Annotated in this window: 15 protein-coding genes and 4 pseudogenes; 12 read left to right on the top strand and 7 right to left on the bottom strand. The window is 72.3% G+C overall.

The genetic code is table 11. The annotated features are described in order from the left end of the window. Positions 1-65: 65 nt before the first annotated feature. A pseudogene (locus tag ABEB13_RS11575) lies at positions 66-2617 on the bottom strand (discoidin domain-containing protein). 382 nt (positions 2618-2999) lie between these two features. Continuing rightward, positions 3000-4244 carry an ROK family transcriptional regulator gene (locus tag ABEB13_RS11570; RefSeq protein ID WP_345705442.1) on the bottom strand — a complete coding sequence of 415 codons (1245 nt, stop codon included), beginning with the start codon at positions 4242-4244 and terminating at the stop codon, positions 3000-3002. A 147-nt stretch (positions 4245-4391) separates the two neighbouring features. Here ABEB13_RS11570 and ABEB13_RS11565 point away from each other — a divergent pair, with 147 nt between their 5' ends. From ABEB13_RS11565 to ABEB13_RS11550, 4 genes and pseudogenes are all read left to right on the top strand, one after another. Then, a complete protein-coding gene (locus ABEB13_RS11565; RefSeq protein WP_345705441.1) occupies positions 4392-5708 on the top strand; it encodes an ABC transporter substrate-binding protein in 1317 nt (438 codons plus the stop codon). A 10-nt stretch (positions 5709-5718) separates the two neighbouring features. Next, a pseudogene (locus ABEB13_RS11560) lies at positions 5719-6623 on the top strand (carbohydrate ABC transporter permease); the annotation flags it as partial. Next, the gene (locus ABEB13_RS11555; protein WP_345705440.1) at positions 6616-7458 is read left to right on the top strand and encodes a carbohydrate ABC transporter permease; all 843 of its coding nucleotides are present in this window, start codon (positions 6616-6618) and stop codon (positions 7456-7458) included. The pseudogene ABEB13_RS11560 and the gene ABEB13_RS11555, both read left to right, overlap by 8 nt. Positions 7459-7478: 20 nt before the next feature. Next, positions 7479-8819, top strand: coding sequence for a GH1 family beta-glucosidase (locus ABEB13_RS11550; RefSeq protein ID WP_345705439.1), 1341 nt, complete (start codon positions 7479-7481; stop codon positions 8817-8819). Positions 8820-8912: 93 nt separating this feature from the next. On the opposite strand, the pseudogene ABEB13_RS11545 reads toward ABEB13_RS11550, so the two are convergent. Further along, positions 8913-10866, bottom strand: a pseudogene (locus ABEB13_RS11545) (CocE/NonD family hydrolase). A gap of 107 nt (positions 10867-10973) precedes the next feature. On the opposite strand from ABEB13_RS11545, the gene ABEB13_RS11535 reads away from it, so the two are divergent. Then, a complete protein-coding gene (locus ABEB13_RS11535; RefSeq protein ID WP_345705438.1) occupies positions 10974-11366 on the top strand; it encodes a helix-turn-helix domain-containing protein in 393 nt (130 codons plus the stop codon). Positions 11367-11445: 79 nt separating this feature from the next. Continuing rightward, entirely contained in the window at positions 11446-11856 is a 411-nt protein-coding gene (locus tag ABEB13_RS11530) for a VOC family protein (protein WP_345705437.1), read from the top strand. 69 nt (positions 11857-11925) lie between these two features. On the opposite strand, the gene ABEB13_RS11525 is transcribed toward ABEB13_RS11530, so the two are convergent. Then, entirely contained in the window at positions 11926-12744 is an 819-nt protein-coding gene (locus tag ABEB13_RS11525) for a hydrolase (RefSeq protein WP_345705436.1), read from the bottom strand. A gap of 406 nt (positions 12745-13150) precedes the next feature. On the opposite strand from ABEB13_RS11525, the gene nicT reads away from it, so the two are divergent. The 4 genes from nicT to ABEB13_RS11505 all read left to right on the top strand — a co-directional run bounded on the left by nicT (position 13151) and on the right by ABEB13_RS11505 (position 18632). Continuing rightward, a complete protein-coding gene (gene nicT / locus ABEB13_RS11520) occupies positions 13151-14257 on the top strand; it encodes a Nickel transporter NicT (protein WP_345705435.1) in 1107 nt (368 codons plus the stop codon). Between the two features lie 324 nt (positions 14258-14581). After that, positions 14582-17023, top strand: a complete 2442-nt coding sequence (locus ABEB13_RS11515; protein WP_345705434.1) for an endonuclease/exonuclease/phosphatase family protein — start codon at positions 14582-14584, stop codon at positions 17021-17023. 189 nt (positions 17024-17212) lie between these two features. Next, the gene (locus tag ABEB13_RS11510) at positions 17213-18181 is read left to right on the top strand and encodes a nucleotidyl transferase AbiEii/AbiGii toxin family protein (protein WP_345705433.1); all 969 of its coding nucleotides are present in this window, start codon (positions 17213-17215) and stop codon (positions 18179-18181) included. A 109-nt stretch (positions 18182-18290) separates the two neighbouring features. Continuing rightward, a complete protein-coding gene (locus tag ABEB13_RS11505) occupies positions 18291-18632 on the top strand; it encodes a hypothetical protein (protein ID WP_345705432.1) in 342 nt (113 codons plus the stop codon). Positions 18633-18949: 317 nt separating this feature from the next. On the opposite strand, the gene ABEB13_RS11500 is transcribed toward ABEB13_RS11505, so the two are convergent. Further along, on the bottom strand, positions 18950-19861 hold the full coding sequence (locus tag ABEB13_RS11500) for an alpha/beta fold hydrolase (RefSeq protein WP_345709633.1): 912 nt from the start codon (positions 19859-19861) through the stop codon (positions 18950-18952). A 271-nt stretch (positions 19862-20132) separates the two neighbouring features. After that, positions 20133-20789 (bottom strand): annotated as a pseudogene (locus ABEB13_RS40500) (SGNH/GDSL hydrolase family protein); the annotation flags it as partial. 434 nt (positions 20790-21223) lie between these two features. Between ABEB13_RS40500 and ABEB13_RS11490 the strand changes: the two are divergent. Continuing rightward, positions 21224-22879 (top strand): FAD-binding dehydrogenase, encoded by a 1656-nt coding sequence (locus ABEB13_RS11490; RefSeq protein WP_345705430.1) that lies wholly within the window; start codon positions 21224-21226, stop codon positions 22877-22879. Between the two features lie 129 nt (positions 22880-23008). On the opposite strand, the gene ABEB13_RS11485 is transcribed toward ABEB13_RS11490, so the two are convergent. After that, positions 23009-23446, bottom strand: coding sequence for a CBS domain-containing protein (locus ABEB13_RS11485; protein WP_345705429.1), 438 nt, complete (start codon positions 23444-23446; stop codon positions 23009-23011). Positions 23447-23626: 180 nt separating this feature from the next. Between ABEB13_RS11485 and ABEB13_RS11480 the strand changes: the two genes are divergently transcribed. After that, the gene (locus ABEB13_RS11480) at positions 23627-24031 is read left to right on the top strand and encodes a (2Fe-2S) ferredoxin domain-containing protein (protein ID WP_345705428.1); all 405 of its coding nucleotides are present in this window, start codon (positions 23627-23629) and stop codon (positions 24029-24031) included. The last annotated feature ends 16 nt before the right edge of the window (positions 24032-24047 follow it).

Here is a 24047-nt window from a genome sequence, read left to right as displayed (position 1 = left end):
CAGCCGCCCCCGGAGCCGGGGGGCGGCCGTGTCACGGTGGTGCGTCAGCCGTGGTCAGCCGGTCGTCACGGGTAGGAGACGACGTTCGACGGGGTGGTGGAGGTGCCGGAGGTCGCGGCGCCGGTGTCGTTCACCACGTGGTTGAACTGGCCGTTGCCGCCGAGCGAGTTGACCAGGATGTCGTGCAGCTTGACGTTCGGGGTGTTGGGCACCTCGAAGCCGTGGTCCACGACGATGGTCGGGTCGACGTTGAAGTAGCAGTAGCTGCCCAGGCCCCAGGCCTCGTGGCTGGTGACGTTGTTGTCGACCTTGTAGGCGGCGAAGCCCTTGGTGGCGCCGTTCTGGACGGCGGCCTGGTTCGGGGCGTCGTAGGCGATCTCGTTCTGGAAGAAGATCGTCTTGCCGCCGTTGCCGGACCACTCGACGTCGTACTTCTTGAAGTGCTCGACGAACAGGCCGGTCGCCAGGACGTTGTTGCCGCCGACGAGCATGCCGTAGTCGGAGGCGTTGACGTCCCAGCCGACGCCCGCGCCGTGGTCGGCGCGCCAGATCCAGGTGTGGTCGATGATCGTGTTGTTGCTGTTGATCACCATGCCGGCGGTGGTCTTGCCGGCGCCCGCGCCGCCGACGCGGACGAAGACGTCCTGGATGACGGTCGGGTCGTTGGTGTGGTCGGCGCCCGGGCCGGAGCCTCCCACCTGCAGCAGCGACGGGGAGTTGACGGTGCCGGCGTCCAGCAGCAGGCCGGCGACCTTGACGCCGTCGACGTCGGCGACCTTCATCGCGGTCACGCCGTTGTCCGGGATGACGGTGGCGAGGCCGAGGCCGAGCACCACGGTGTCCGGGCGGGTGATGTTGATGCTCTGGTCGACGTGGTAGACGCCGGGGGTGAAGAGCAGGTTCAGGCCCTGGGCGAGCGCCTGGTTGATGGTGGCCGCGGTGGCGCCGGCCTTGACCACGTAGAACTGGCTCAGCGGGAGCGAGCTGCCCTGCGGGGTGCCGTTGCCCCAGGAGGTGCCGCGGGCGTTGGTGCGCTTGGCGGGCACGAACACCTTGTAGTCGCTGCCGTCCAGGTACAGGAACGGCTTCTCCTGGGAGACCGGGGTGGTGTCCAGGGTGGTGTACGGCGGGTTCGGGAAGCCCTGGGCGGGCGCGCCCTGGACGCCGGAGAACACCTGGTTCCACACGCCGTTGGAGAACCCGCCGATGGAGCTGTCGCGGGTGTACCACTGCTGCTGCGAGTAGTTGCCGACCTGGCCGTCGATCTTCGAGTCGGCGATGTAGCCGCCGGAGGCCCAGCCGTAGCCGGACGGGGCGAGGTTGAGGCCGCCCTCGACGTGCATCCGGCGGAACGGCGCGGCCTGCGCGACGGCCCAGCGGTCGGTGCCGCTGACCGGCTTGAGGTGCAGGTTCTCCGCGGAGCGCCAGAAGTTCTGGGTGGCGTTGCCCTGCATCCAGCCCGCGTCGACGGTGACGTCGCCGTTGAAGGTGGTGTCGTCCGGGTTCAGGCCCAGGCCCGCGATCGAGGTGTAGAAGCCGATCTGGGCGTTGATGTTGTTGTACGTGCCGGGCTTGAACAGCAGCGCGTACCGGTCGGTGCCGAACTGGTTCGACTCCTGCTTGGCGAAGACCTGGTCCACGGTGGCCTGGATGTTGGGCGTCGACGGGTCGAAGACCAGCACGTTCGGGCCGAGGTCGCCGCCGCCCTGCACCGGCGGAACGGTGGAGGTGGGGGAGGGGACGGCGACGGGGTGCCGCTGCCGCCGCCGGTGTGCACGCCGAACTCCCAGAGGGAGTAGCCGTATCCGGTGCCGCGCTGGGTGCCGTACAGCCGGACGTAGCGGCCGGAGCCGGCCACGTTCAGGGTCTCGTTGCCGCCGGCGCCGGTGGTGGTGGAGTACAGCGTCGTCCAGGTGGTGCCGTCGTTGGACGACTGGATCTGGTACGCCTTGCCGTAGGCGGCCTCCCAGTTCAGGGTCACCTGGCAGAGCTGCTGGACGGAGCCGAGGTCGACCTGCAGCCACTGCGGGTCGGCGGCGGCGGAGGACCAGCGGGTGCCGGTGTTGCCGTCGACGGCGGCGGAGGCCGGGGTGCCCGCGTTCTCGGTGGAGGAGGCGGTGGCGGTCCCGCCCTGGGCGGCGTTGGTGGTGCCGCAGGACGGGGTGGAGCCGGTGAAGGACCCGAAGACCTGGAACTCCCAGAGGGAGTAGCCGTATCCGGTGGCCCGGGCGACGCCGTTCATCCGGACGTACCGGCCGCTGCCGGTCACGTTCAGGGTCTCGGTGCCGCCGGCGCCGGTGGTGGTGGAGTAGACCGTCGTCCAGGCCACGCCGTCGGCGGAGGTCTGGATCTGGTAGGCCTTGCCGTAGGCGGCCTCCCACTGGAGGACGACCTTGCTGATCGATGCGGACTGGCCGAGGTCGACCTGGATCCACTGCTGGTCGGTCGCGGCCGAGGACCAGCGGGTGCCGGTGTCGCCGTCGACCGCGTAGGCGGCCGGGGTGCCGCCGTTCTCGACGGACGAGGCGGTGACCGTCCTGCCCTGCGAGATCAGGGTGTCGGCGGCGTGGGCGGCGGTGCCGGGGAGCGCCAGGACGGCGCCCGAGAGCAGGGCCATGCCCAGCAGGGCGGCCGATCCGCGGCGGCCGACCCGGGTACCGGGGCGTGCTGAAGTGAGCCTCACGGGCTTCTCCTGCGATGGGGTGGGTGGGGGTGGGTGGGGGCGCGACGGTCGGGGCGTCGGCGGGGGACCGGCCCGAACAGCCGGGCCGGCGCGGCGCAGGGGCGCCGGACGGAGTGGGGTCGGAGCCTCGCCGATCGTTCGGCCGAGCTCGGGAGAGCGCTCCCCCGGCAGGAGTCTCGGGGGCTCCGATCGTGGGTGTCAAGTCCTGCGACCGGAGTTCCGGTACGGATCAACCGGCTTGCCCTGGGCTCTGGTTGACCCGCCGCCAGGGCCGGTGGCGGGCGGGTTTCCGCAGGTCGTACGGGGTGATGCAGGGTCAGCGCAGGAGTGCGGTGGGGGCCGCCAGGCGCTGCGGAAGATCGCCGCCGGATTCGAGGAAGTGCCACAGCGGGAGCGTCGCCGCGCCGACGGTGACCGCGTCCGGCCCGAGCCGCCCGAGCTCGATCGAGGTCTGCGCCCGGGGGAAGCGCAGCGCGTACGAGGTGGCGGCGGACCGGATGTCGGGCAGCAGCCGCGGGCCGAGCATCAGGCCGGCCCAGCCGCCGATCACGATCCGTTCGGGATTGAACAGGTTGATCAGGTCGGCGATCGCCGCGCCGAAGTACTCGGCGGCCTCGGTGAGCAGTTCGACGGCGTCGCTCTCGCCCGCCTCGGCGGCGGCCAGCAGGGCGGCCAGCCCGGCCTTCTCGCTGGAGCCCTCGGGGGCCCGTCCCCAGCGTTCGACCAGGGCCTCCGCGCCCACGTAGGCCTCCAGGCAGCCGCGTGAGCCGCACCGGCACAGCCGGCCGCCGACGTGCACCTTGGTGTGGCCCCACTCGCCCGCGCTGCTGGTGGCGCCGCGGAAGCGGGCGCCGTCGGCGATCACGCAGGCGCCCACGCCGGAGCCGAACAGGGCGACCACCGCGTGCCGGGCGCCGCGGCCCGCGCCGAACCACATCTCGGCCTGGCCGAGCGTCTTGGCGCCGTTGTCGACGTAGAGCGGCAGGTCGGTGCCGGCCCGCAGCAGGCGGCCCAGCGGGACGGCGTCCCAGTCGACGGTCTGGCTGTGCACCACGATGCCGAGCCCGTGCTCGGCCGGGTCGCCCTGTTCGACGATGCCGGGCACGCCCACGCCCACGCCGAGCACCGTCGCCGGGTCGGTGCCGGAGGCGGCCAGCACGTCGGTCAGCCCGGTGCGGATCAGCTCCACCACGTGGTCCACGTCGTGGCCGCTGTCCGACAACGGGTGGTCGCTGGCGGCGAGTTCGGTCAGGCCGAGGTCGAAGAGCGCGACCCTGACCTGTGTCTCGCCGACGTCCACGCCGACCAGGTGGGCCCGGCCGGGCGGCACCCTGAGCAGGATCCGCGGCCGGCCGCCGTCCGATTCGACCGATCCGCACTCCTCGACCAGCCCGTCCGCGAGCAGTTCGCCCACCACGTTGCTGACCGATCCGGCGCTCAGACCGGTGATCCGGCCCAACTCCTGCCTGCTGAGCGGTCCTTCGAAATACAACCGTTGCAAAAGGGTCGATCTGCTGTTGCGCCGCAGGTCGCGGACCGTCTGCTTGCCTCGCTCTGCCATCGGTACTCCCTCCTGCAGTGAATCTATCGCTGCACATCCTCTTGACGCCAGCTTTTCTCACACGTTAAATCACGCCCTGAAGTAAGCCACTCATCGGCCCGCTTCAACCCCCACCACGCCATACACCCGCCCGAGAGGGGCATGGTCATGCGTATCAACCGTCTGGCTGCTGCGACCGCCGTCGTCGCCACCCTTGCACTCACCGCCACCGCCTGCGGCGGCGGCTCCGGCTCTTCCGGCTCCGGCGACAACAGCAGCCCCAAGACGCTCACCTACTGGGCCAGCAACCAGGGCCCGAGCGTCGAGGCGGACAAGGCGACCCTGGAGCCCGAGCTCAGAAAGTTCGAGCAGCAGACCGGCATCAAGGTCAAGCTCGAGGTCATCCCGTGGTCCGACCTGCTGAACCGCATCCTGGCCGCCACCACCTCCGGCCAGGGCCCCGACGTCCTCAACATCGGCAACACCTGGTCCGCCTCGCTGCAGGCCACCGGCGCGCTGCTGCCCTTCGACGACGCCACCTTCGGCAAGATCGGCGGCAAGGACCGCTTCCTGCCCGCCACCCTCGCCTCGGCCGGCGCCGCCGGCAAGGACCCGGCCGCCGTCCCGCTGTACTCGATGGCCTACGGCCTCTACTACAACAAGAAGCTCTTCCAGGCCGCCGGCATCCAGCGCCCGCCGGCGACCTGGGACGAGCTGGTCGCCGACGGCCAGAAGCTCACCAAGGACGGCAAGTACGGCCTCGCCGTCGAGGGCGGCAACGGCTCCGAGAACGTGCACCACGCGTTCACCCTCGCCAAGCAGCACGGCGCCGACTTCTTCGACGCCTCGGGCAAGCCCACCTTCGACAGCCCCGCGGCCGTCGCCGCGGTCAAGCAGTACGTCGACTTCATCGCCAAGGACAAGATCGCGGCCGCCGGCAACGCCGAGTACGCCAACAACCAGTCCGTCACCGACTTCGCCACCGGCAAGGCCGCCATGCTGATGTGGCAGGCCGCCGGCGCCAACCTCAAGTCGCACGGGATGAACCCCGACGACTACGGCGTCGCGCCCGTCCCGATCCCGGCCGGCGCCTCCGGTGCCCAGGCCACCAGCTCCATGGTCGCCGGCATCAACCTCGCCGTCTTCAAGAACAGCAAGAACCTCGACGGCGCCCTGAACTTCGTCAAGTTCATGACCGGCAAGGACGAGCAGATCCAGCTCAACAAGACCTACGGCTCCATCCCGCCGGTCACCGACGCGCAGGGCGACGCCGCCTTCGCCACCCCGGAGCTGGAGGCCCTCACCAAGGTCCTCGGCACCAGCGCCCAGCCGCTCCCGCAGGTCGCCAACGAGAGCCAGTTCGAGACCCTCGTCGGCACCGCGGTCAAGAACCTGTTCGCCTCGGCCGCCGCGGGCAAGCCGATCACCGACGACTCCGTGAAGGCTGAGCTGACCAAGGCCCAGCAGCAGATGCCGGCCAACTGACGTGCGACAGCGACTGCGCCGAATCGGCCTGCCCTACCTGCTCCTGCTCCCGGCGCTCGCCCTGGAGCTGCTGATCCACCTGGTCCCGATGGTGGTCGGCATCGTGATGAGCTTCAAACAGCTCACCCAGTTCTACATCCGGGACTGGTCGTCCGCTCCGTGGACTGGCCTCGGGAACTACCGCATGGCGGTGGACTTCAACGCCCCCGTCGGCCAGTCGCTGCTCAACTCGTTCTGGGTGACCTGCTCCTTCACGATCCTCGCCGTCGGCCTCTCCTGGCTGGTGGGCACGACGGCGTCGATCATGATGCAGGACGCCTTCCGCGGCAGGGGCTGCTCCGCGCAGCCTTCCTGCTCCCCTACGCCCTCCCGGTGTACGCGGCCGTGATCACCTGGTCGTTCATGTTCCAGCGGGACACCGGGCTGGTCAACCACGTCCTCCACGACCAGCTCCACCTCACTTCCGACAAGCCGTTCTGGCTCATCGGCGACAACAGCTTCACCGCCCTGGTCACCGTCTCGGTCTGGCGCTCCTGGCCGTTCGCCTTCCTGACCCTGACCGCCGGGCTCCAGAACATCCCCCGTGAGCTGTACGAGGCCGCGGCCATGGACGGGGCCGGCGTGTGGCAGCAGATCCGCCGGATCACCCTGCCCTCGCTGCGCCCGGTCAACCTGGTGCTGATCCTGGTCCTCTTCCTCTGGACGTTCAACGACTTCAACACGCCGTACGTGCTGTTCGGCAAGTCGGCGCCGGAGGCCGCGGACCTCATCTCCATCCACATCTACCAGTCCTCCTTCGTCACCTGGAACTTCGGCACCGGCTCGGCCATGTCCGTCCTGCTGCTGCTGTTCCTGCTGCTGGTGACGTCGGTCTACCTCTTCATCACCTCGCGTCGGAGGGGCGCCGATGATTAACCCGCCCGCGTCCTTCCGCTGGTTCCGGAGGATCTTCCTCTTCGTTCTCGCGGTCTTCGTCCTCGTCCCGGTCGGCGTGATGGTCAGCTCCTCGCTGAAGCCGCTCCAGGACGTGCAGGGTCCGTTCCGCTGGATCCCCAGCACGCTGACGATCCGCCCCTACTTCGACATCTGGAAGACCATCCCGCTCGGCAGGTACTTCGTCAACTCGCTGATCGTGGCGGGCGGCGCGACCTTCTTCTCGGTGCTGATCGCGATCCTGGCGGCGTACGCGGTGAGCCGCTACCGCTTCCGCGGCCGCAGGCTGTTCACCATCACCGTGCTGTCGACCCAGATGTTCCCCGGCATCCTGTTCCTGCTGCCGCTGTTCCTCATCTTCGTCAACATCGGCAACTCGACCGGCGTCGCGCTCTACGGCAGCCGGGGCGGCCTGATCCTCACCTACCTGACCTTCTCGCTGCCGTTCTCGATCTGGATGCTGGTCGGCTACTTCGACTCCATCCCGCGCGACCTCGACGAGGCCGCCCTGGTCGACGGCTGCGGCCCGGTCAAGGCCCTGATCCGGATCATCATCCCGGCCGCCGTCCCCGGCATCATCGCCGTCGCGGTGTACGCCTTCATGACCGCCTGGGGCGAGGTCCTGTTCGCCTCGGTCATGACCAACGACGAGACCCGCACCCTCGCCGTCGGCCTCCAGGGCTACGCCACGCTCAACGACGTGTACTGGAACCAGGTGATGGCCGCCTCGCTGGTGGTCAGTGTCCCCGTGGTCGCCGGCTTCCTCCTCCTGCAGCGCTACCTCGTCGCCGGTCTGACCGCCGGCGCCGTCAAGTGACCCTGATTGAAAGGCCAGTTGTGAACGACCTCAATGCTCTCCCGGACGACTTCGTCTGGGGCGCGGCGACCTCCGCGTACCAGATCGAGGGTGCCGTGGACGAGGACGGCCGCGCGCCCTCCATCTGGGACACCTTCTCCCACACCCCCGGGGCGATCGACAACGACGACCACGGCGACACCGCCTGCGACCACTACCACCGCTACGCCGAGGACACCGACCTCATGAAGCGGATCGGCCTGGGCGCCTACCGCTTCTCGGTCGCCTGGCCGCGGGTCGTGCCGCAGGCCGACGGCCGCGTCAACGCCGAGGGCCTCGCCTTCTACGACCGCCTGGTGGACGGCCTGCTGGAGGCCGGCATCACGCCGCACGGCACCCTGTACCACTGGGACCTCCCGCAGGCCCAGCAGGACCGCGGCGGCTGGCCCGAGCGCTCCACCGCCGAGCGGTTCGGCGAGTACGCGGCCGTCGTCGCCGACCGCCTCGGCGACCGGGTGACCCACTGGGCCACCCTGAACGAGCCGCTCTGCTCCTCCTGGATCGGCCACCTCGAAGGCAAGATGGCGCCGGGCTGGACGGACCTCCGGGCCGCCGTCCGCACCTCGTACCACCTGCACCTGGGCCACGGCCTGGCCGTGCAGGCGCTGCGCGCGGCCATCCCGGACGCGCAGGTCGGCATCGTCAACAACCTCAGCCCGATCATCCCGGCGTCCGACAGCGAGGCCGACCGCCTCGCCGCCGTCCGCGCCGACGGCCACATCAACCGCTGGTGGCTCGATCCCGTCCTCGGTAGGGGCTACCCGGAGGACATGGTCAAGCTCTACGGCGTCGAACTGCCGGTGCAGGACGGCGACATGGAGCTGATCTCGGCCCCGCTGGACTGGATGGGACTCAACTACTACTTCCGCCAGTTCGTCGCCGACGACCCGACCGGTGCGGCGCCGTTCTTCCGCCAGACGCCCGGCCCCAACGCCGAGCACACCGCGATGGGCTGGGAGGTCGACGCGGAGGGCATCCACCAGCTGCTGATGCGCCTCACCGAGGAGTACGGCGTCCGGAAGATCTTCATCACCGAGAACGGGTCGGCGTACCAGGACGTCGTGACGGCCGACGGCCGGATCGAGGACCCGGAGCGCACCGCCTACCTGGAGGGCCACCTGGCCGCCTGCGCCCGCGCGGTCGCCAAGGGCGCCCCGCTGGCCGGCTACTTCGCCTGGTCGCTGCTGGACAACTTCGAGTGGGCGTACGGCTACGACAAGCGGTTCGGTCTGATCCACGTCGACTACGACACCCAGAAGCGCACCCTGAAGGCGAGCGGTGAGCGGTACGCGGAGCTGATCCGCGCCCACCGCGCCCGCTGAGACGGGAACGCGGCACCGCGACATCACCACGGCAGTGACAGTGAGGGGCCCGACGGCGGTCGGGCCCTCACCCCGTTCCGGGGCCGGGGCGTCTCAGGGCCCGGGCAGCCTGCGCCGCCAGTCCCGCTCGAAGACCACCGCGCCGCCCTCCAACGCCCGGACGTGGTCGTGCAGCACCAGGTGCGGCCCCTGGGCCCGGCACTCCGAGCGGATCTGGACGGTGACGTCCCAGCCGATGTCCGTCCGTTCCAGCCGCAGTGTCCGGTCCGTGCGGGCGACCGCGGAGAGCGGGTCGTCCGAGCGGATCCGGTAGCCCTCCAGGACGTGCTCCTCGGCCACCAGCCCGTCGGCGTGCAGCAGCGGCCCGTCGCCGACCGCGACCTCCAGCCGCCACTCGCCGGCCGCCACGTCGTGCACCACCGTCCGCTCCGGCCGGGCGGTGAGCGGCTCGGCCCGGCCGGCCGCCGGCGCACCGGCGCGCTCGGGCGGATCGAAGAGGATCGGCCCGCTGCCCGCGTCCGCCGCCAGGTGCCGCACCGGCAGGGTCAGCACCGAGGCGCCGGGGTCGAGTTCGAAGCCCGCCCGGTCCGCCGACGGCCACAGCCACGGCCAGTACGCCGACGACAGCGCCAGCCGGATCCGGTGCCCCGCCGGGAAGGCGTGCGCCACGGCCGCCAGCGGGAACGCCAGGTCGCCCGCCGCCGTGACGGCCGCCGCGCCGCGGCTGACCAGCGTCGAGGTGCCGTCCGGTGCCACGTCGCACAGGCGCGCCGCCACCTGCCCCGGCCGCACCCTCCCGCACGTGCAGCCGCAGCGACGCGGCGCCCAGGACCTCGGTCGGCTCCGGCAGCGGCGCCGAGTCGAAGCAGACCGAGCGCCCGTCCTCCGCGCGCTGGTCGGGCGGCAGGTCGGCGGCCCGGCCGGCCGGCCGCACCGACCCGCCGTCGATCCCGGTGTGCTGCGGCGAGCGGACGGGCACGTACCGTTCGCCCGACGGCGTCCCCGCGGTGCGCAGCGCGTCGTCCAGGCCGTACCGGATGTCGCGGACGTCCGGCGAGGGCCAGCCGTCGTCGCCGATCCAGCGGCCGGGCCGGTTGGCGTAGGCGGTCGCGGGCGGCACCGACTCGTTCATCCACGTCCGCAGCGCGGGCTCCTTGAGGACGCCGGTGTCCACGTCCCGCAGCCAGTGGTCCCACCAGCGCAGGGTCTCCTGCAGGAAGCCGATCGCGGGGCCGGGCGGCCGGCCCTGGTCGGGGTACTCGTGCGGCCACGGGCCGATGATCCCGCGCACGGGTGCGGTCATCTCCCGGACGAGCCGCAGCACCGTCTCCGGGTACGGGTCCGCCCAGCCGCCGACGGCCAGGACGGCCGCCCGGATGCGCTCCCGCCGGACGGGGCCGGGTGTCCCGGGGGCGTCCGGCGACCCGTCGCCGGACGGGTCCAGGGCGGCGAGGCGCTCCAGCCACAGGCGCCGCCAGTCGTCCCCGGCGCGCTGCGGATCCGGCGGGCGGCAGGCGGCGGCGAGGGATGCGGCCGCCGCCCGGTGCGCCGCCGCGGCGAGCGGGGCGCCCCCGGCCGTCCGCGGTACGGCGTGGCGGTCGTCGTCGGCGCAGACGGCGACCACCGCCGCCAGCGGCTCGGGGGCCAGGGCGGCCAGGGCGAGCGCGGCGGTGCCGCCCCGGCCGAGTCCGAAGGCGCCGATCCGGCCGGTGCACCAGGGCCGGCCGGCCAGCCAGCCGAGGACGGCGACGGCGTCGGCGAGCCCGGCGTCGGAGGCCGGGTCGGTGGGCGGGCCCGGTGAGCAGCCGTGCCCGCGGGAGTCCACCCGCAGCGACGCGTAGCCGTGCCCGGCGTACCAGGGGTGGCGCTGGGCGTCCCGGGCCTCGGTGGTGTCGCCGATCCCGCCGGCCTGGTACTCCAGCAGCGCGGGCACCGGACCGTCGGTCACCGGCCGCCAGAGCCGGGCGGCGAGCAGGGTGCCGTCCGGCATCGGGATCCGGACGTCCGTGCGGGTGGTCCGGTACGGCTGGGAGGCGGTCTGCGGCATGGGCGCTCCCCGGGGGTGGTGGGCCTGACCCCACCAGGATGGGCGCCGCCGCCCGCCATTTCCACCGGGCGGCCGGGGGCTGCCCGGGCCCGTGGTGTGATGGCGGGGTGAGCCGTGCCGCCGAGGAGACGAACCGCCGGATGCTGCGGGCCCGGGACGCGATGGACCGCGCCTACGCCCAGGCGCTGGACGTGCCGGCGCTGGCCCGGATCGCCCATGTCTCGCCGGCGCACTTCAGCCGGACCTTCCGGGCCACCTTCGGCGAGACACCGCACCGGTACCTGCAGCGCCGCCGGGTGGAGCGGGCGATGTTCCTGCTGCGGGAGACCGACCGCAGTGTGACGGACATCTGCTTCGAGGTCGGCTTCGGCAGCCCGGGGACGTTCAGCCGGACGTTCCGCGACATCGTCGGCCGCCCGCCGCGGACGTACCGCAGGGAGGCGGTGCCGACGGGCGTGCCGACCTGCTTCACGATGGCGTGGACGCGGCCGGGCGGCTGACCGCCGGGGCGACCGCAGCCGCCCGGGCCGAGCAGTTTCGGAGAAGTTTTCGGCCGGGCCGCCGAGTAGCGTGAACGTCATGTTCAACGCCATCACGCACTCGCAGATCTACGTTCTCGACCAGGACGAGGCCCTCGACTTCTACGTCGGCAAGCTGGGCCTGGAGGTCGCCGCCGACGTCGACCTGGGCTTCATGCGCTGGCTGGCCGTCAGCGTCCCGGGCCACCCGGAGCGGCAGGTCCTGCTGGAGAGGCCGGGCAGTCCGGCGATGTCCGAGGAGACGGCCGCGCAGGTCCGGGAGCTGGTGACCAAGGGCGCGATGGGCGGCTGGCTCATCCTCACCACGGACGACTGCCGCAAGACGTACGAGACGCTGCTGGCCAAGGGCGTCGAGTTCACCGAGGAGCCCACCGACCGTCCGTACGGCATCGACTGCGGCCTGCGCGATACCTTCGGCAACCGCCTCCGCTTCACCCAGCCGATCGGCTGAGCCGGCTGCCGGACGGGCGTCCCTCGGTCCCGGCCGTTCTGCGGCCGGGACCGGGAGGGACGCCTGGGTTCAGGAGGCCTTGCTGAGCCAGGCGGTGGCGTTGAGGGCGAGCGCGGCGTCGGTGCCGGCGGGGTCGTCCCAGCCGTTGTAGAGGGTGTTGCCGCTCTGTCCGGTGCCGTCGTCGATGGTGGAGCTGTCGCCCCAGATGGCGACGCGGCCGCTGCCGAAGGTGCTGGTGACGAAGAAGGCGCCGGTGTTGCCGCTGTATCCCGTCCGGTAGACCAGGCCCTTGACGGCGGCGTTGTCGGCGGGCTTGAGGGTGAAGGTGGTGCCGTTGCGCAGGATCGAGCCGCTGACGGTGCCGAAGCTGCCGTGCAGCACCGGGTTGGTCGAGTCGCCGATCGCCCGGGGGTTGTCGGTGGTGATGTTGAGGAGGTCGACGGAGAAGCCGAAGGGATCGGTGTTGTCCACGCCGTTGCTGGTCAGCAGATCGTTGATGATCTTGGGGGAGTCCCAGCCGTCGTTGTTGCGGTCGCTGGCGGTGTGGTCGGAGATCAGGAACAGGCCGCCGCCGTTCTGCACGAACTTCAGCACCGCGGTCTTCTCGGCGGTGGAGAGGCGGACGTTCGGCTCCGGGAGCACGAAGGTGTCGAAGTTGGCGAGGTCGAGCGCGCCGCCGGTGCCGTAGGTGATGGTGGAGCCGGCGGGGAGCGTCTTGAGGCTGTAGGCGCCGGTCTTCTGCAGGGCGACGCCCCAGGCGGAGAGTGCGCCCGTCCAGCTCTTCTCGGTGGTGGGGTTGGCGTTCTGGGCGAGCGGGTCGGGCTGGCTGGTGCTGATGATCCAGTCGGCGTTCCCGGCGGTCTCCGCCTTGGTGTTGTCGAAGAGCACCCGGTGGGGGTGGCGGCGACGGCCGCGTGGGCATGGGCGGGGGCGGCGAGCCCGGTGGCGGTCGCCGCCAGGACGGTGGCCGCGGCGGCCAGGGCCGCCTTGCTGCGGATGGTGCGAGTGTCGATCATCTGCCGTTCCTCCGTGGGGAGTCGAGGGGGTGTGGGGGATCTCGGGTGGCAGTGGTATTCGCGCGTAGATCCGAGTGTCGGCGGGTGGACGGGGCCGATGGAAGGCGCGCGAGGTTAAGGGATCGGGTACGTCGTGTGACATGTCCTGCACGAGATGCGCCGGGGCTGCATCCGCCCAGGTGGGTGCGCCCCCATTGGGTAGTTGCGCATGGCTTGCAATTACCTGGCCCGACGGGAAAGGATGGCCCAGCTCATCCGTCCACTGCCGGGAGGACCCCATGCCCACGCCACGCCGTCTCCGCGGCCGGCTCACTCGGGACGAGTGGACGCGTCTCGCCGGAATGGGCGGCTTCGTGCTGCTGCTGCACGTGGTCGGCTGGTTCACGCTGCTCGCGATCGTCGCCCCGCGCCACTACGACGTCGGCGGCCAGGTCTTCGGCGCCGGCATGGGCCTGACGGCGTACACCCTCGGCATGCGGCACGCCTTCGACGCCGACCACATCGCCGCCATCGACAACACCACCCGCAAGCTGATGGGCCAGGGCAAGCGCCCGCTGTCGGTCGGCTTCTGGTTCTCGCTCGGCCACTCCTCGATCGTCTTCGGCCTCTGCGCGCTGCTGGCCTTCGGCATCCGCTCGCTGGCCGGGCAGGTCGAGTCGGACGACTCCGCGCTGCACAACGCCACCGGCCTGATCGGCGTGAGCGTCTCCGGCGTCTTCCTCGTCCTGATCGGCCTGATCAACCTCGGCGCCTTCAACGGCATCCTCAAGGTGTTCCGGCGGATGCGCGTCGGCGAGTTCGACGAGGCCGAGCTGGAGCGCCAGCTGGACCGCCGCGGCTTCCTCAACCGGATCCTCGGCCGGGTCACCCGCGCCGTCACCAAGCCCTGGCACATGTACCCCGTCGGCCTGCTCTTCGGCCTGGGCTTCGACACCGCCACCGAGGTCTCGCTGCTCGTGCTGGCCGGCGGCGCGGCCGCGTTCTCGCTGCCCTGGTACGCGCTGCTGGTGCTGCCGGTGCTGTTCGCGGCCGGGATGAGCCTGCTGGACACCATCGACGGCTCGTTCATGAACTTCGCCTACGAGTGGGCGTTCTCCAAGCCGGTCCGCAAGATCTACTACAACCTCACGGTGACCGGCCTGTCCGTCCTGGTGGCGCTGGTCATCGGCGTGATCGAGCTGGTCGGCCTGCTCGCCGAGAAGCTGAACATCACCTCCGGCCCGATCGGCTGGATCACCGGGCTCGACCTGAACGCGGTCGGCTACGCCATCGTCGGTCTCTTCGTGGTCACCTGGGCCGGCGCCCTGGCCTTCTGGAAGTTCGGCAAGGTCGAGCAGAAGTGGTCGGCCGGGATGCGCGAGACGGCCGCGGCGGAGGCCGACTGACACCTGCCGTCCGGGCCCGGCGCCCGGCAGCGACGGCGAGGGCCGTCACCGGAACCATCCGGTGACGGCCCTTCCGTTTTTGCTGACGGCGTACCAACTGTTAACGCGGGACGTCTTGTCGCGTCATTTTCTACGCGCGTATCTTGGGCGCCCGGGGGAGCTGCAGACCCCTGATCTACGCGGGTAGTGAACGGCGCCCCGCGGCGCCGCCGCCTGCCCCGGCCCACCCTCGACCGCACCCGGCGACCCCACGTCGTCCGGGTGGCCATGCTGCCCCGGCGACGCCTCACCGCGACATCGCGGGCAGATTAAGGAGCCCTTCCGGTGACCGAACCCACCGCCCGCAACCCCCGTTCCCGCAGGACGCTGCTGCGCGCGACCCTGCTGCCGTCCGCCGTGGCGGCCTCGCTGGTCCTCGTCCCGCTGCCGTCCGCGGTGGCCGCGCCGTCCGCCGACGCGGTCATCTCCGAGGTCTACGGCGGTGGAGGCAACTCCGGCGCGGTCCTGAAGAACGACTTCATCGAGCTCGCCAACAAGGGCGGCGCCGCGTTCGGCCTGGACGGCTGGAGCGTCCAGTACATCTCCGGCACCCCCGGCGCCACCAGCCAGTGGGGTGTCACCCCGCTGACCGGCGCGGTCGCCCCCGGCGGCCGGTTCCTGATCGCCGAGGCCGCCGGCACCGGCGGCACCGTCGCGCTGCCCACCCCCGACGCCACCGGCACCCTGGCGCTCTCCGCCACCTCCGGCACCGTCGCGCTCGTCCAGGGCACCGACCCGCTCACCTGCAAGACCGCGGCCGACTGCGCCGCCGACAGCCGGGTCCGCGACCTGGTCGGCTTCGGCACCGCCGTCGTGCACGAGGGCACCGCCGCGGTGCCCGGCGCGAGCAACACCGCCTCGGTCGCCCGCGCCGCCGGCCTCGCCGACACCGACGACAACGCCGCCGACCTGAAGGCCGGCGCGCCCACCCCGGTGAACAGCAAGGGCGAGACCGCGGACACCGGGGACGGCGGCGGCTCCACCGGCCCGACCGAGCCCGGTACCGTCCGCATCCACGACATCCAGGGCGCCACCCGCCTCTCGCCGAAGACCGGCGCCACCATCGCGGGCATCCCCGGCATCGTCACCGGCGTGCGCACCTCCGGCTCCAAGGGCTTCTGGATGCAGGACCCGAACCCGGACGCCGACCCCGCCACCAGCGAGGGCATCTTCGTCTTCACCGGCAGCGCCGCCCCCACCGTCAAGGTCGGCGACTCCGTGCTGGTCACCGCCAAGGTCAGCGAGTACTACCCGGCCTACAGCGGCGGCGGCCAGTCCGTCACCGAGCTGAGCGGCCCGAAGACCACCGTGGTCTCCTCCGGCAACCCGCTGCCCGCCGCCGTCCGCCTGGACAGCCGCGCCATCCCCGGCGCGTACGCGCCGGACGCCGCCGGCGGCTCCATCGAGGGCCTCACCCTCCAGCCGAAGACCTACGCCCTCGACCTGTACGAGTCGCTGGAGGGCATGCGGGTCGAGGTCGACAACGCCCGCGTCGTCCAGGCCACCGACGCGTACAACGAGCTGTGGGTGGACACCGACTGTGCCGACCCGCGCACCGCCCGCGGCGGCTCGGTGTACCTCGGCTACGACCGCCCCAACGGCGGCCGGATCATGATCCAGTCGCTGACCCCGGCCGCCGAGCAGCCGTTCCCGGTCGCCAACGTCGGCGACGAGCTCCGCGGCACCACCGAGGGCCCGCTCGACTACAACCAGTTCGGCGGCTACACCATCGCCGCGACCGGCATCGGTACGGTCAAGGACAACCACCTCCAGCGAGAGGTCACCCAGCGGGCCCTGCCCAGCGAGGCCACCATCGCCACGTACAACGTGGAGAACCTCGACCCGTCCGACCCGGACACCAAGTTCGCCCAGCTCGCGCAGGGCATCGTCACCAACCTCCGCTCGCCCGACGTCGTGGCGCTGGAGGAGATCCAGGACAACAACGGCGCCGTCAGCGACGGCACCGTCGACGCCTCCGCCACCGTCGCCAAGTTCGTCGACGCCATCAAGGCGGCGGGCGGCCCCGCGTACGACTGGCGCTCCATCAACCCGGTGGACGGCAAGGACGGCGGCGAGCCGGGCGGCAACATCCGCCAGGTGTTCCTCTTCAACCCGCAGCGGATCTCCTTCACCGACATCCCCGGCGGCGACTCCACCACCGCCGTCGACGTCACCGGCACCGGGAAGCAGACCTCGCTGACCGCCTCGCCCGGCCGGATCGACCCGAACAACGCGGCCTGGACCACCAGCCGCAAGCCGCTGGTCGGCCAGTTCGAGTTCAAGGGCAAGAAGCTCTTCGTCATCGCCAACCACTTCGACAGCAAGGGCGGCGATCAGGGCATCGACAGCCGTTTCCAGGCCCCGACCCGCAGCTCCGAGGTGCAGCGCGTCCAGCAGGCCACCGTGGAGCACGACTTCGTCCAGAAGCTGCTGACGGCCGACCCGGACGCCCGGATCGTGTCGCTCGGCGACTTCAACGACTACCAGTTCTCCCCGGCGCTGACCACCCTCACCTCGGGCGGCGTGCTGCGCGACCTGGTCAACGAACTCCCGTCCTGGGAGCGGTACTCCTACGTCTACCAGGGCAACTCGCAGGTGCTCGACCACATCCTGGTCAGCGCCGGCCTGAAGCGCCAGCACGTCGACTACGACGTCGTCCACATCAACAGTGAGTTCGCGGCGCAGGCCAGCGACCACGACCCGCAGATCGTCCGCATCAAGCCGTGACCCGGTGAAGGGGGCGGGGCGCGTTCCGGGGCGAACCCGGCACGCGCCCCGCACGCTTTCGGGGCCCCGCCGCTGCCTTCACTCGCCTCTGCCTGTGGCTCCTGACGGTTTTGGACGGCTCCGGACGGTCTCGGACGGCGGGGGATCGCGGCGGGCGGCTCTGTCGGTGCCGGCCGCTACGGTGCGGCCGTGACGAGCTGGACGACCCCGCAGGCCCACCGGGCCGCCCTCGACCACGTCCTCGCGGTCGCCGCCGGGGCCCCGTGGTGCGAGGGGCTGGTGCTGCGCGGCAGCACCGCCCTCCTCGCCTGGCTGCCGGACACCGCCCGGCCACCGGCCGACCTCGACTGGGTCGTCCGCCCCTCCCGGGCCGTCCCCGTCGACCCGTTGCACCCCGGTCCGTACCTCGACGACCTCGACCCCGTCCTGGCATGGCCCGAGGCGGCCCACGGCGCCTGGAGACCTGAACTCTGGTGTCCGGAAGGCCTGGACGGCCCCGGCGGCACGGTCGCCCGGCTCCCGCCCGAGGGCCTGCACTGGGTGGTCGAACCCGGGGAGGAGGGGGACACCCCGCCGTACGGCGACCTGCTCGATCTCCTCGCCCGCCGTCCCGTCGTCGCCCCCGGCCTCCGGCTCGACCCGGACTCCGCGCGCACCGGCGGGAGTTGGGCCTACCGCGAGTACGACACCCCCGGCGTGCGCCTGACCGTCCCCTGGCAGGCCGACGGTCTGCCGCCGGGCGCCGTCCGGCTGGAGTTCACCTTCGACGAGCCGCTGCCCGACCCGCCCGTCCGCGTCCCCGTCCCTCGTGCCGACGGCGGGCCGCCGACCGTCGTCGCGGCCGCGAGCCCCGGGCTCTCGCTCGCCTGGAAACTGCTCTGGCTGCTCACCGAGGGCGGCGGCGACGGTACCGGCACGGCCCGCGGCAAGGACCTGTACGACGCCGTCCTGCTCGCCGAACTCCCGGGTGTCCGCCCCTCCCCACGGTTGCTGCGCACCGTCCTGGCCCACTGCCCGCACCCGGTCGGGCCGGATGCCGTCCGCCGCTGCCGGGTCGACGGGGCCGGTCTCCCCGGCGTGGCGGCCGACCGGGCCGGAACCGCGAGCGCGGTGGCCGACCGGCTCGACCGGCTGGCCCGGGCGCTGGAGTGGTCCTGACGGTACGGTGGGTTGCCGCGAACGGTCGTGGTGTACGGCCGTCGCACCCGGCCGCGGCACCCGGCCGCGGCACACGGTCGTCGCGTACGGTCGGCCGCAGGGGGCGCAGATGGTGGGGCTGGACGGACCGCAGGGGGCGGTGCCGTCGGTGCCGTCCGTTTCGCGGGTCCGCGGGCTGCTGCTCGGGCTCGGACTCGGCGACAGCCTGGGCATGCTCGGCGGGGTGCCGCCCGTCGCGGGCCCGCTCCGGGCCGGGGTCGCCTCCCAGCTCGCCGCGTTCACCGCCGAGGGCGTCATCCGGGCGTACATGCGGATGGCCCACCGGGGGATCTGCCACGCCCCGTCGGTCCTCTGGCACGCCTACTGCCGCTGGGCCGCCCTCCAGGGCATCGAGCGGACCGCGACGGAACGCCGCTGGACGTCCTGGCCCGGGACCTGCTCGCCGAGCTGACCGACTCCCCGGGCGGCGGCGAGTACGTGCCGCCCCGTGACCCGTACTGGCAGGGCCGCTACCCCGGCTGGTGACGGCCGCACCCTTCCGCCGGGCGATTCCGCCAGGTGATTCCGCCGGGTGATTCTGCAGGGAGGGCGGGAACCTCCCGCCTTCCCGGGCCCTCCTTCCTGCTGACGGGACTGCCGCGGTGCGCGGCCGGCCGAACGGAGACCCATGTCAGCCCACCTCATGCCGGCTCACACCTTGCCGGCCCGCACCTTGCCGGCCCACTTCTGGCCACTCACGCCTCGGCGGCCGGCCGTCGTCGGGCGGTGTCAGTCCAGGCTGCGAAGGAAGTCGATCAGGGCCGCGTTGACCTCCTGCGGCCGCTCCTGCTGGGTCCAGTGGCCGCAGCCGGGCAGCCAGACGGGTTCGCGCAGCGCGGGGACGTACGAGGTGAGGGCCGGGATCGCCTGCCTCGTCCGGGCGTTGGCGACGACCATGTCCTGCTCGCCGGCGATCAGCAAGGCGGGCGGGGTGATCCGGGCCCCGTGCCAGGCGGCGGTGAGCTCCCAGTTGCGGTCGAGGTTGCGGTACCAGTGCAGTGGGCGGTGGAAGCCGTCCTTGGTGAACTCGTCGGTGAAGAACGTGATGTCGTCCTCGGTCAGCCAGCCCGGCAGCCGGGGCGGGTCGGCGAACACGTCCAGGAAGCCGCCGCCGTCGGGGACGAGGGGCTGGCTCCCGGGGGCAAGGGCGGCCCGCCCGGCGAGCAGCCGGCGGAAGGTGGTGCCGAGGTCGCGTTCCAGTTCGGCCTCGGCTGGGCCGATCGCCTGGAAGTGCAGCATGTAGTGGGCATCGCCGGCCAGTTCGCGCAGCGCCTCGGTGGGTGGCCGGCCGCCGCGCGGCAGCGGTGGGACGGAGAGCCCTGCCACGGCGCGGACGGCGTCCGGGCGGACGAGGGCGGTGTGCCAGGCGACCGGTGCGCCCCAGTCGTGCCCGACCACGACGGCCTGTCGGGCACCGAGCGCGGGGATCAGCCCGAGGGCGTCCCCCGCCAGGTGGTGGATGGTGTACCGGTCGACGGCGTCCGGCCCGCCGGTGCGGCCGTAGCCACGCTGGTCGGGCGCGACGGCGTGGTAGCCGGCCTCGGCGAGGGCGGTGAGCTGGTGGCGCCAGGAGTACCAGCTCTCCGGGAAGCCGTGGAGCAGCAGCACCAGCGGGCCCTCGCCCGCCTCGGCGATGTGCATCCGCAGCCCGCTCGCGGAGTCGACGAAACGGTGGTTCACGGTGGTCACGCGAGCTCCCCGGGGTCGGTTGCCGGGGAACTCCCCGGGTGGTCGGGGAGTTCCCGTCGGCGGTGGCGGGATCAGCGGCCGAGGGCCTGGAGGACGGCGCCGGCCATGGCGCGCTCGCCGGTCGCGTTGGGGTGGAAGGGCACGGCGGGGAGCCCGGCAGGGCGCCCTCGATCCAGCGGTCCTGGGAGCAGACGTCGTGACCGCGGGTGGCGGCGATGGTGTCGACGTAGGTGGCGCCGTTGGCGGCGGCCGTGGTGGCGAGCACGCTGTTCAGCCGGCCGAGGATGCCGCGCAGGTAGGCGACGTCGCCGACGGTGATGGGCTGGCGGCCGATGCAGTCGCGCTCGTTCTCGGGCAGGACGGACGGGTAGCCGACGAGCAGGACCCGCGCGTGCGGGGCCTTGGCGTGGATCCGCTGCAGGGCATCGGCGATCTGCGGGGCCGCGGCGTCGATCCTGGTGACCAGGGTGTCGGTGCCGTAGACCCAGGACCAGGTCCGGAAGTCCCAGTGGCCGTGGGCGTAGACGTCGTGGCAGGGCGTGCCGAAGGGGTTGACCACCGCCCCGGCGATGCACGTGGCGATGACGTCGCCGACGCCGAGGTCGGAGGTGCCCAGGTCGTTGCCGCCGATGCCGAGCGTGACCAGGCCGGTGTCGGCCGACAGGGCGTCCAGCTGGGGGTCGTTGACCCGGATGAAGGCGTCGTACTGGGCCTCCGTGAGGTCGGAGGTCTTGGCGGCCGCGCAGGTGACGTCGCGGTAGGTGGAGCTGCCGAGGGCGGCGGCGACCAGGTGTCCGTAGTTGTGGTCCGAACGTAGGCAGAGCCCGGCCGAGATGCCGGGGACGCCGGCACCGGCCGCGTACGAGTCGCCGAGGGCCACGTAGCTGCCGGAGATGTCGGCGGCGTGGGCTCCGGTGGCGCCGAACACCGAGGTGGCGGCGGCCAGCAGGGCGGTGCCGAGCAGGACGGACGAACGCTTGAGGGCGTGGCTGAGCACGGTTCCTCCTGGGGGAGAGAAACGGGCGGGAGGGTGGGGGCCACTTACTGATCGGTAAGTTACCGACTGGTTAACTCGGTGTCCAGATATCCCGCGCTCTTTGGTCTCTGAAATTCCGTCAGACGAATCCGGAATTACGCTCCACGGCGGATCGGAAAGGAATTCTGCTACCCGGCGGAGCGAAATTCCCGGCGCGGCAAGTTACCGGTCGGTTGACCCGCGGGCGTCCAGGCCGCAGTATGCAGACCACCGCCCCGCACAACGCCCCGAAGCCCACCCCGCACGCAGCTGCGTGACCGTACTGGAGGACAGCCCGGATGGCACTCGACGCCGACGTGATCGTGATCGGGGCCGGCCTCGCCGGGCTGGTCGCCACCGCCGAACTGGCCGAGGCCGGGCGCCGGGTGATCCTGCTCGACCAGGAGCCCGCCGCCTCCCTCGGCGGCCAGGCGCACTGGTCCTTCGGCGGCCTGTTCCTCGTCGACTCGCCCGAGCAGCGCCGGATGCGCATCCGCGACTCCCGCGACCTCGCCTGGCAGGACTGGATCGGCACCGCCGGCTTCGACCGCGCCGAGGACGAGTGGCCGCGCCGCTGGGCCGAGGCCTACGTCGACTTCGCCGCGGGCGAGAAGCGCTCCTGGCTGCACGAGCGCGGCGTGCGCTTCTTCCCGGTGGTCGGCTGGGCCGAGCGCGGCGGTCTGACCGCCACCGGTCCCGGCAACTCGGTGCCGCGCTTCCACATCACCTGGGGTACCGGCCCGGGGCTGGTCGAGCCGTTCGCCCGCCGGGTCAAGGCCGCCGCGGGCAGGGGCCTGGTCGACTTCCGCTTCCGCCACCGCGTCACCGGGCTGTCGGCCTCCGGCGGCAGCCTGGACACCGTCACCGGCGAGATCCTGGAGCGGTCCGACGTCCGTCGCGGCGAGTCCAGCTCCCGTGCCGTCACCGGATCCTTCGAACTGCGCGCCCAGGCCGTGGTGGTGGCCTCCGGTGGCATCGGCGGCAACCACGACCTGGTCCGCAAGGCCTGGCCGGCCCGCCTCGGCACCCCGCCCGAGCGGATGCTCAGCGGTGTCCCCGCGCACGTGGACGGCCTGATGCTGGGCATCGCCGGCGATGCCGGCGGCCACCTGATCAACGGCGACCGGATGTGGCACTACACCGAGGGCATCCAGAACTGGGACCCGATCTGGCCCGGCCACGGCATCCGCATCCTGCCCGGCCCGTCCTCGCTCTGGCTCGACGCGCGCGGCCACCGGCTGCCCGTCCCGCTCTTCCCGGGGTTCGACACCCTCGGCACGCTCGAGCACATCATGACCACCGGCCACGACCACACCTGGTTCGTGCTGACCCAGAAGATCATCGAGAAGGAGTTCGCGCTCTCCGGCTCCGAGCAGAACCCGGACCTCACCGGCAAGTCCGTGCGCGGTGTGCTCGGCCGGGCGCTGCCCGGTGCCACCGGTCCGGTGGAGGCCTTCAAGCGCCACGGTGCGGACTTCGTGGTCGCCGACACCCTGGAGGAGCTCGTCCGCGGGATGAACGCCAGGACGACCGAGCCGCTGATCGACGGCGACGCGCTGCGCCGCGAGGTCGAGGCCAGGGACCGCGAGATGGCCAACCCGTTCTCCAAGGACCTCCAGGTCACCGCGGTGCACGGCGCCCGCCGCTACCTCGGCGACAAGCTGATCCGCACCGCGACCCCGCACCGCCTGCTCGACCCCAAGGCGGGGCCGCTGATCGCCGTCCGGCTGAACATCCTCACCCGCAAGTCCCTCGGCGGCCTGGAGACCGACCTCTCCTCCCGGGTGCTGCGCGCCGACGGCTCCGTGCTGGACGGGCTCTACGCGGCCGGCGAGGCAGCCGGGTTCGGCGGCGGCGGCGTGCACGGCTACCGCTCCCTGGAGGGCACCTTCCTGGGCGGCTGCCTGTTCTCCGGGCGTGCCGCCGGTCGTGCCGCCGCCGAGGCCACCGCCTGAGCGGCAGCCCGTCCCGCGCGGCCCGCGCGCACGACGGTGGCGCCGACCCGTTCCCGGGCCGGCGCCACCGCCTCACGCCGCACGCTGCGCACCTCACGCCTCACGCGGCGCGTCGCACGTGGTCCGCGGTCAGCGGTTCACGTAGATGCTGTCCATGAACTCGATGATCTGACGGTCGGTCAGGCGCTGGCCGTCGCGGTGGCCGCTGGCCAGGTCGGCCTCGCTGATCATCCCGACGAGCTTGTCGTGCTCGTCGATCACCGGCATCCGCCGGATCTGGTGCTGCTCCATCTTCTTCAGCACCGTCTCCATGTCGTCGTCGGCCCGCACGCAGTGCAGGTGGCCGCCGAGGTCCATGGCCTTCATCATCGACGGGTCCTTGCCGACAGCCAGACAGCGCAGCACGATGTCACGGTCGGTGATGATGCCCTTGAGCTGCTTGTCGGGGCCGCAGATGGGGAGCGCGCCGACGTCCAGGTCGCGCATCATTCGGGCGGCGTCCATCAGCGACTGGTCCGCATTGATGCACTGGGCGCCGCTGTGCATGATGTCACGGGCTGTGATCACGAGTGGAGTCCTCTCCTCGTCCGCACCCGCCGGACGCGGGTCCACGCCGAGGTGCGGAGTGTGATGGTGCGCTCACCATAAGCACGCCCGTTCGGGGGCGCGCGCCGAGCGGATGATCACCTGCGGCAGAATCGTCCGGGGGCCCGCGCCGTCGGCCCCGCTCACCTGGGAGGGAACCCGATGGCCCGACGCCCCCGCGAGAACGCCGCTGCTGCGCCCGCACCGGTCACCGTGACGGTCTGCCGCGGCTGCTGCTGCGGTGCCACGGCCAAGCACCCGGGGATCGACCACGCCGGGCAGCTGGCGCGGCTGCGCGAGGGGGTCGGCGGCGCGGGCAAGGTCCGGGCGGTGGACTGCCTGGACGCCTGCGGGCACTCCAACGTGGTGGTGGTCAGCCCGTCCGCCGAGGGCCGGCGGGCCGGGGGCCGCCCGGTCTGGCTGGGCTGGGTACTGGCCGACGACATGATCGACGAGGTGGCGGAGTGGGTCCGGGCCGGCGGTCCGGGCGTCGTGCCCGCCCCCGGCACCCTCGACCTCCAGGCCTTCACGGTCTCCCGCCGGATCCGCGAGGGACTGCCGGACTGACCGCACGGACCGACCG

The organism is Kitasatospora paranensis (assembly GCF_039544005.1).
In the GTDB taxonomy this organism is placed as follows: Bacteria; Actinomycetota; Actinomycetes; order Streptomycetales; family Streptomycetaceae; genus Kitasatospora; species Kitasatospora paranensis.
Note: the sequence above shows the minus strand (reverse complement) of the source record. Positions and strands in the feature narration are given on the sequence as shown.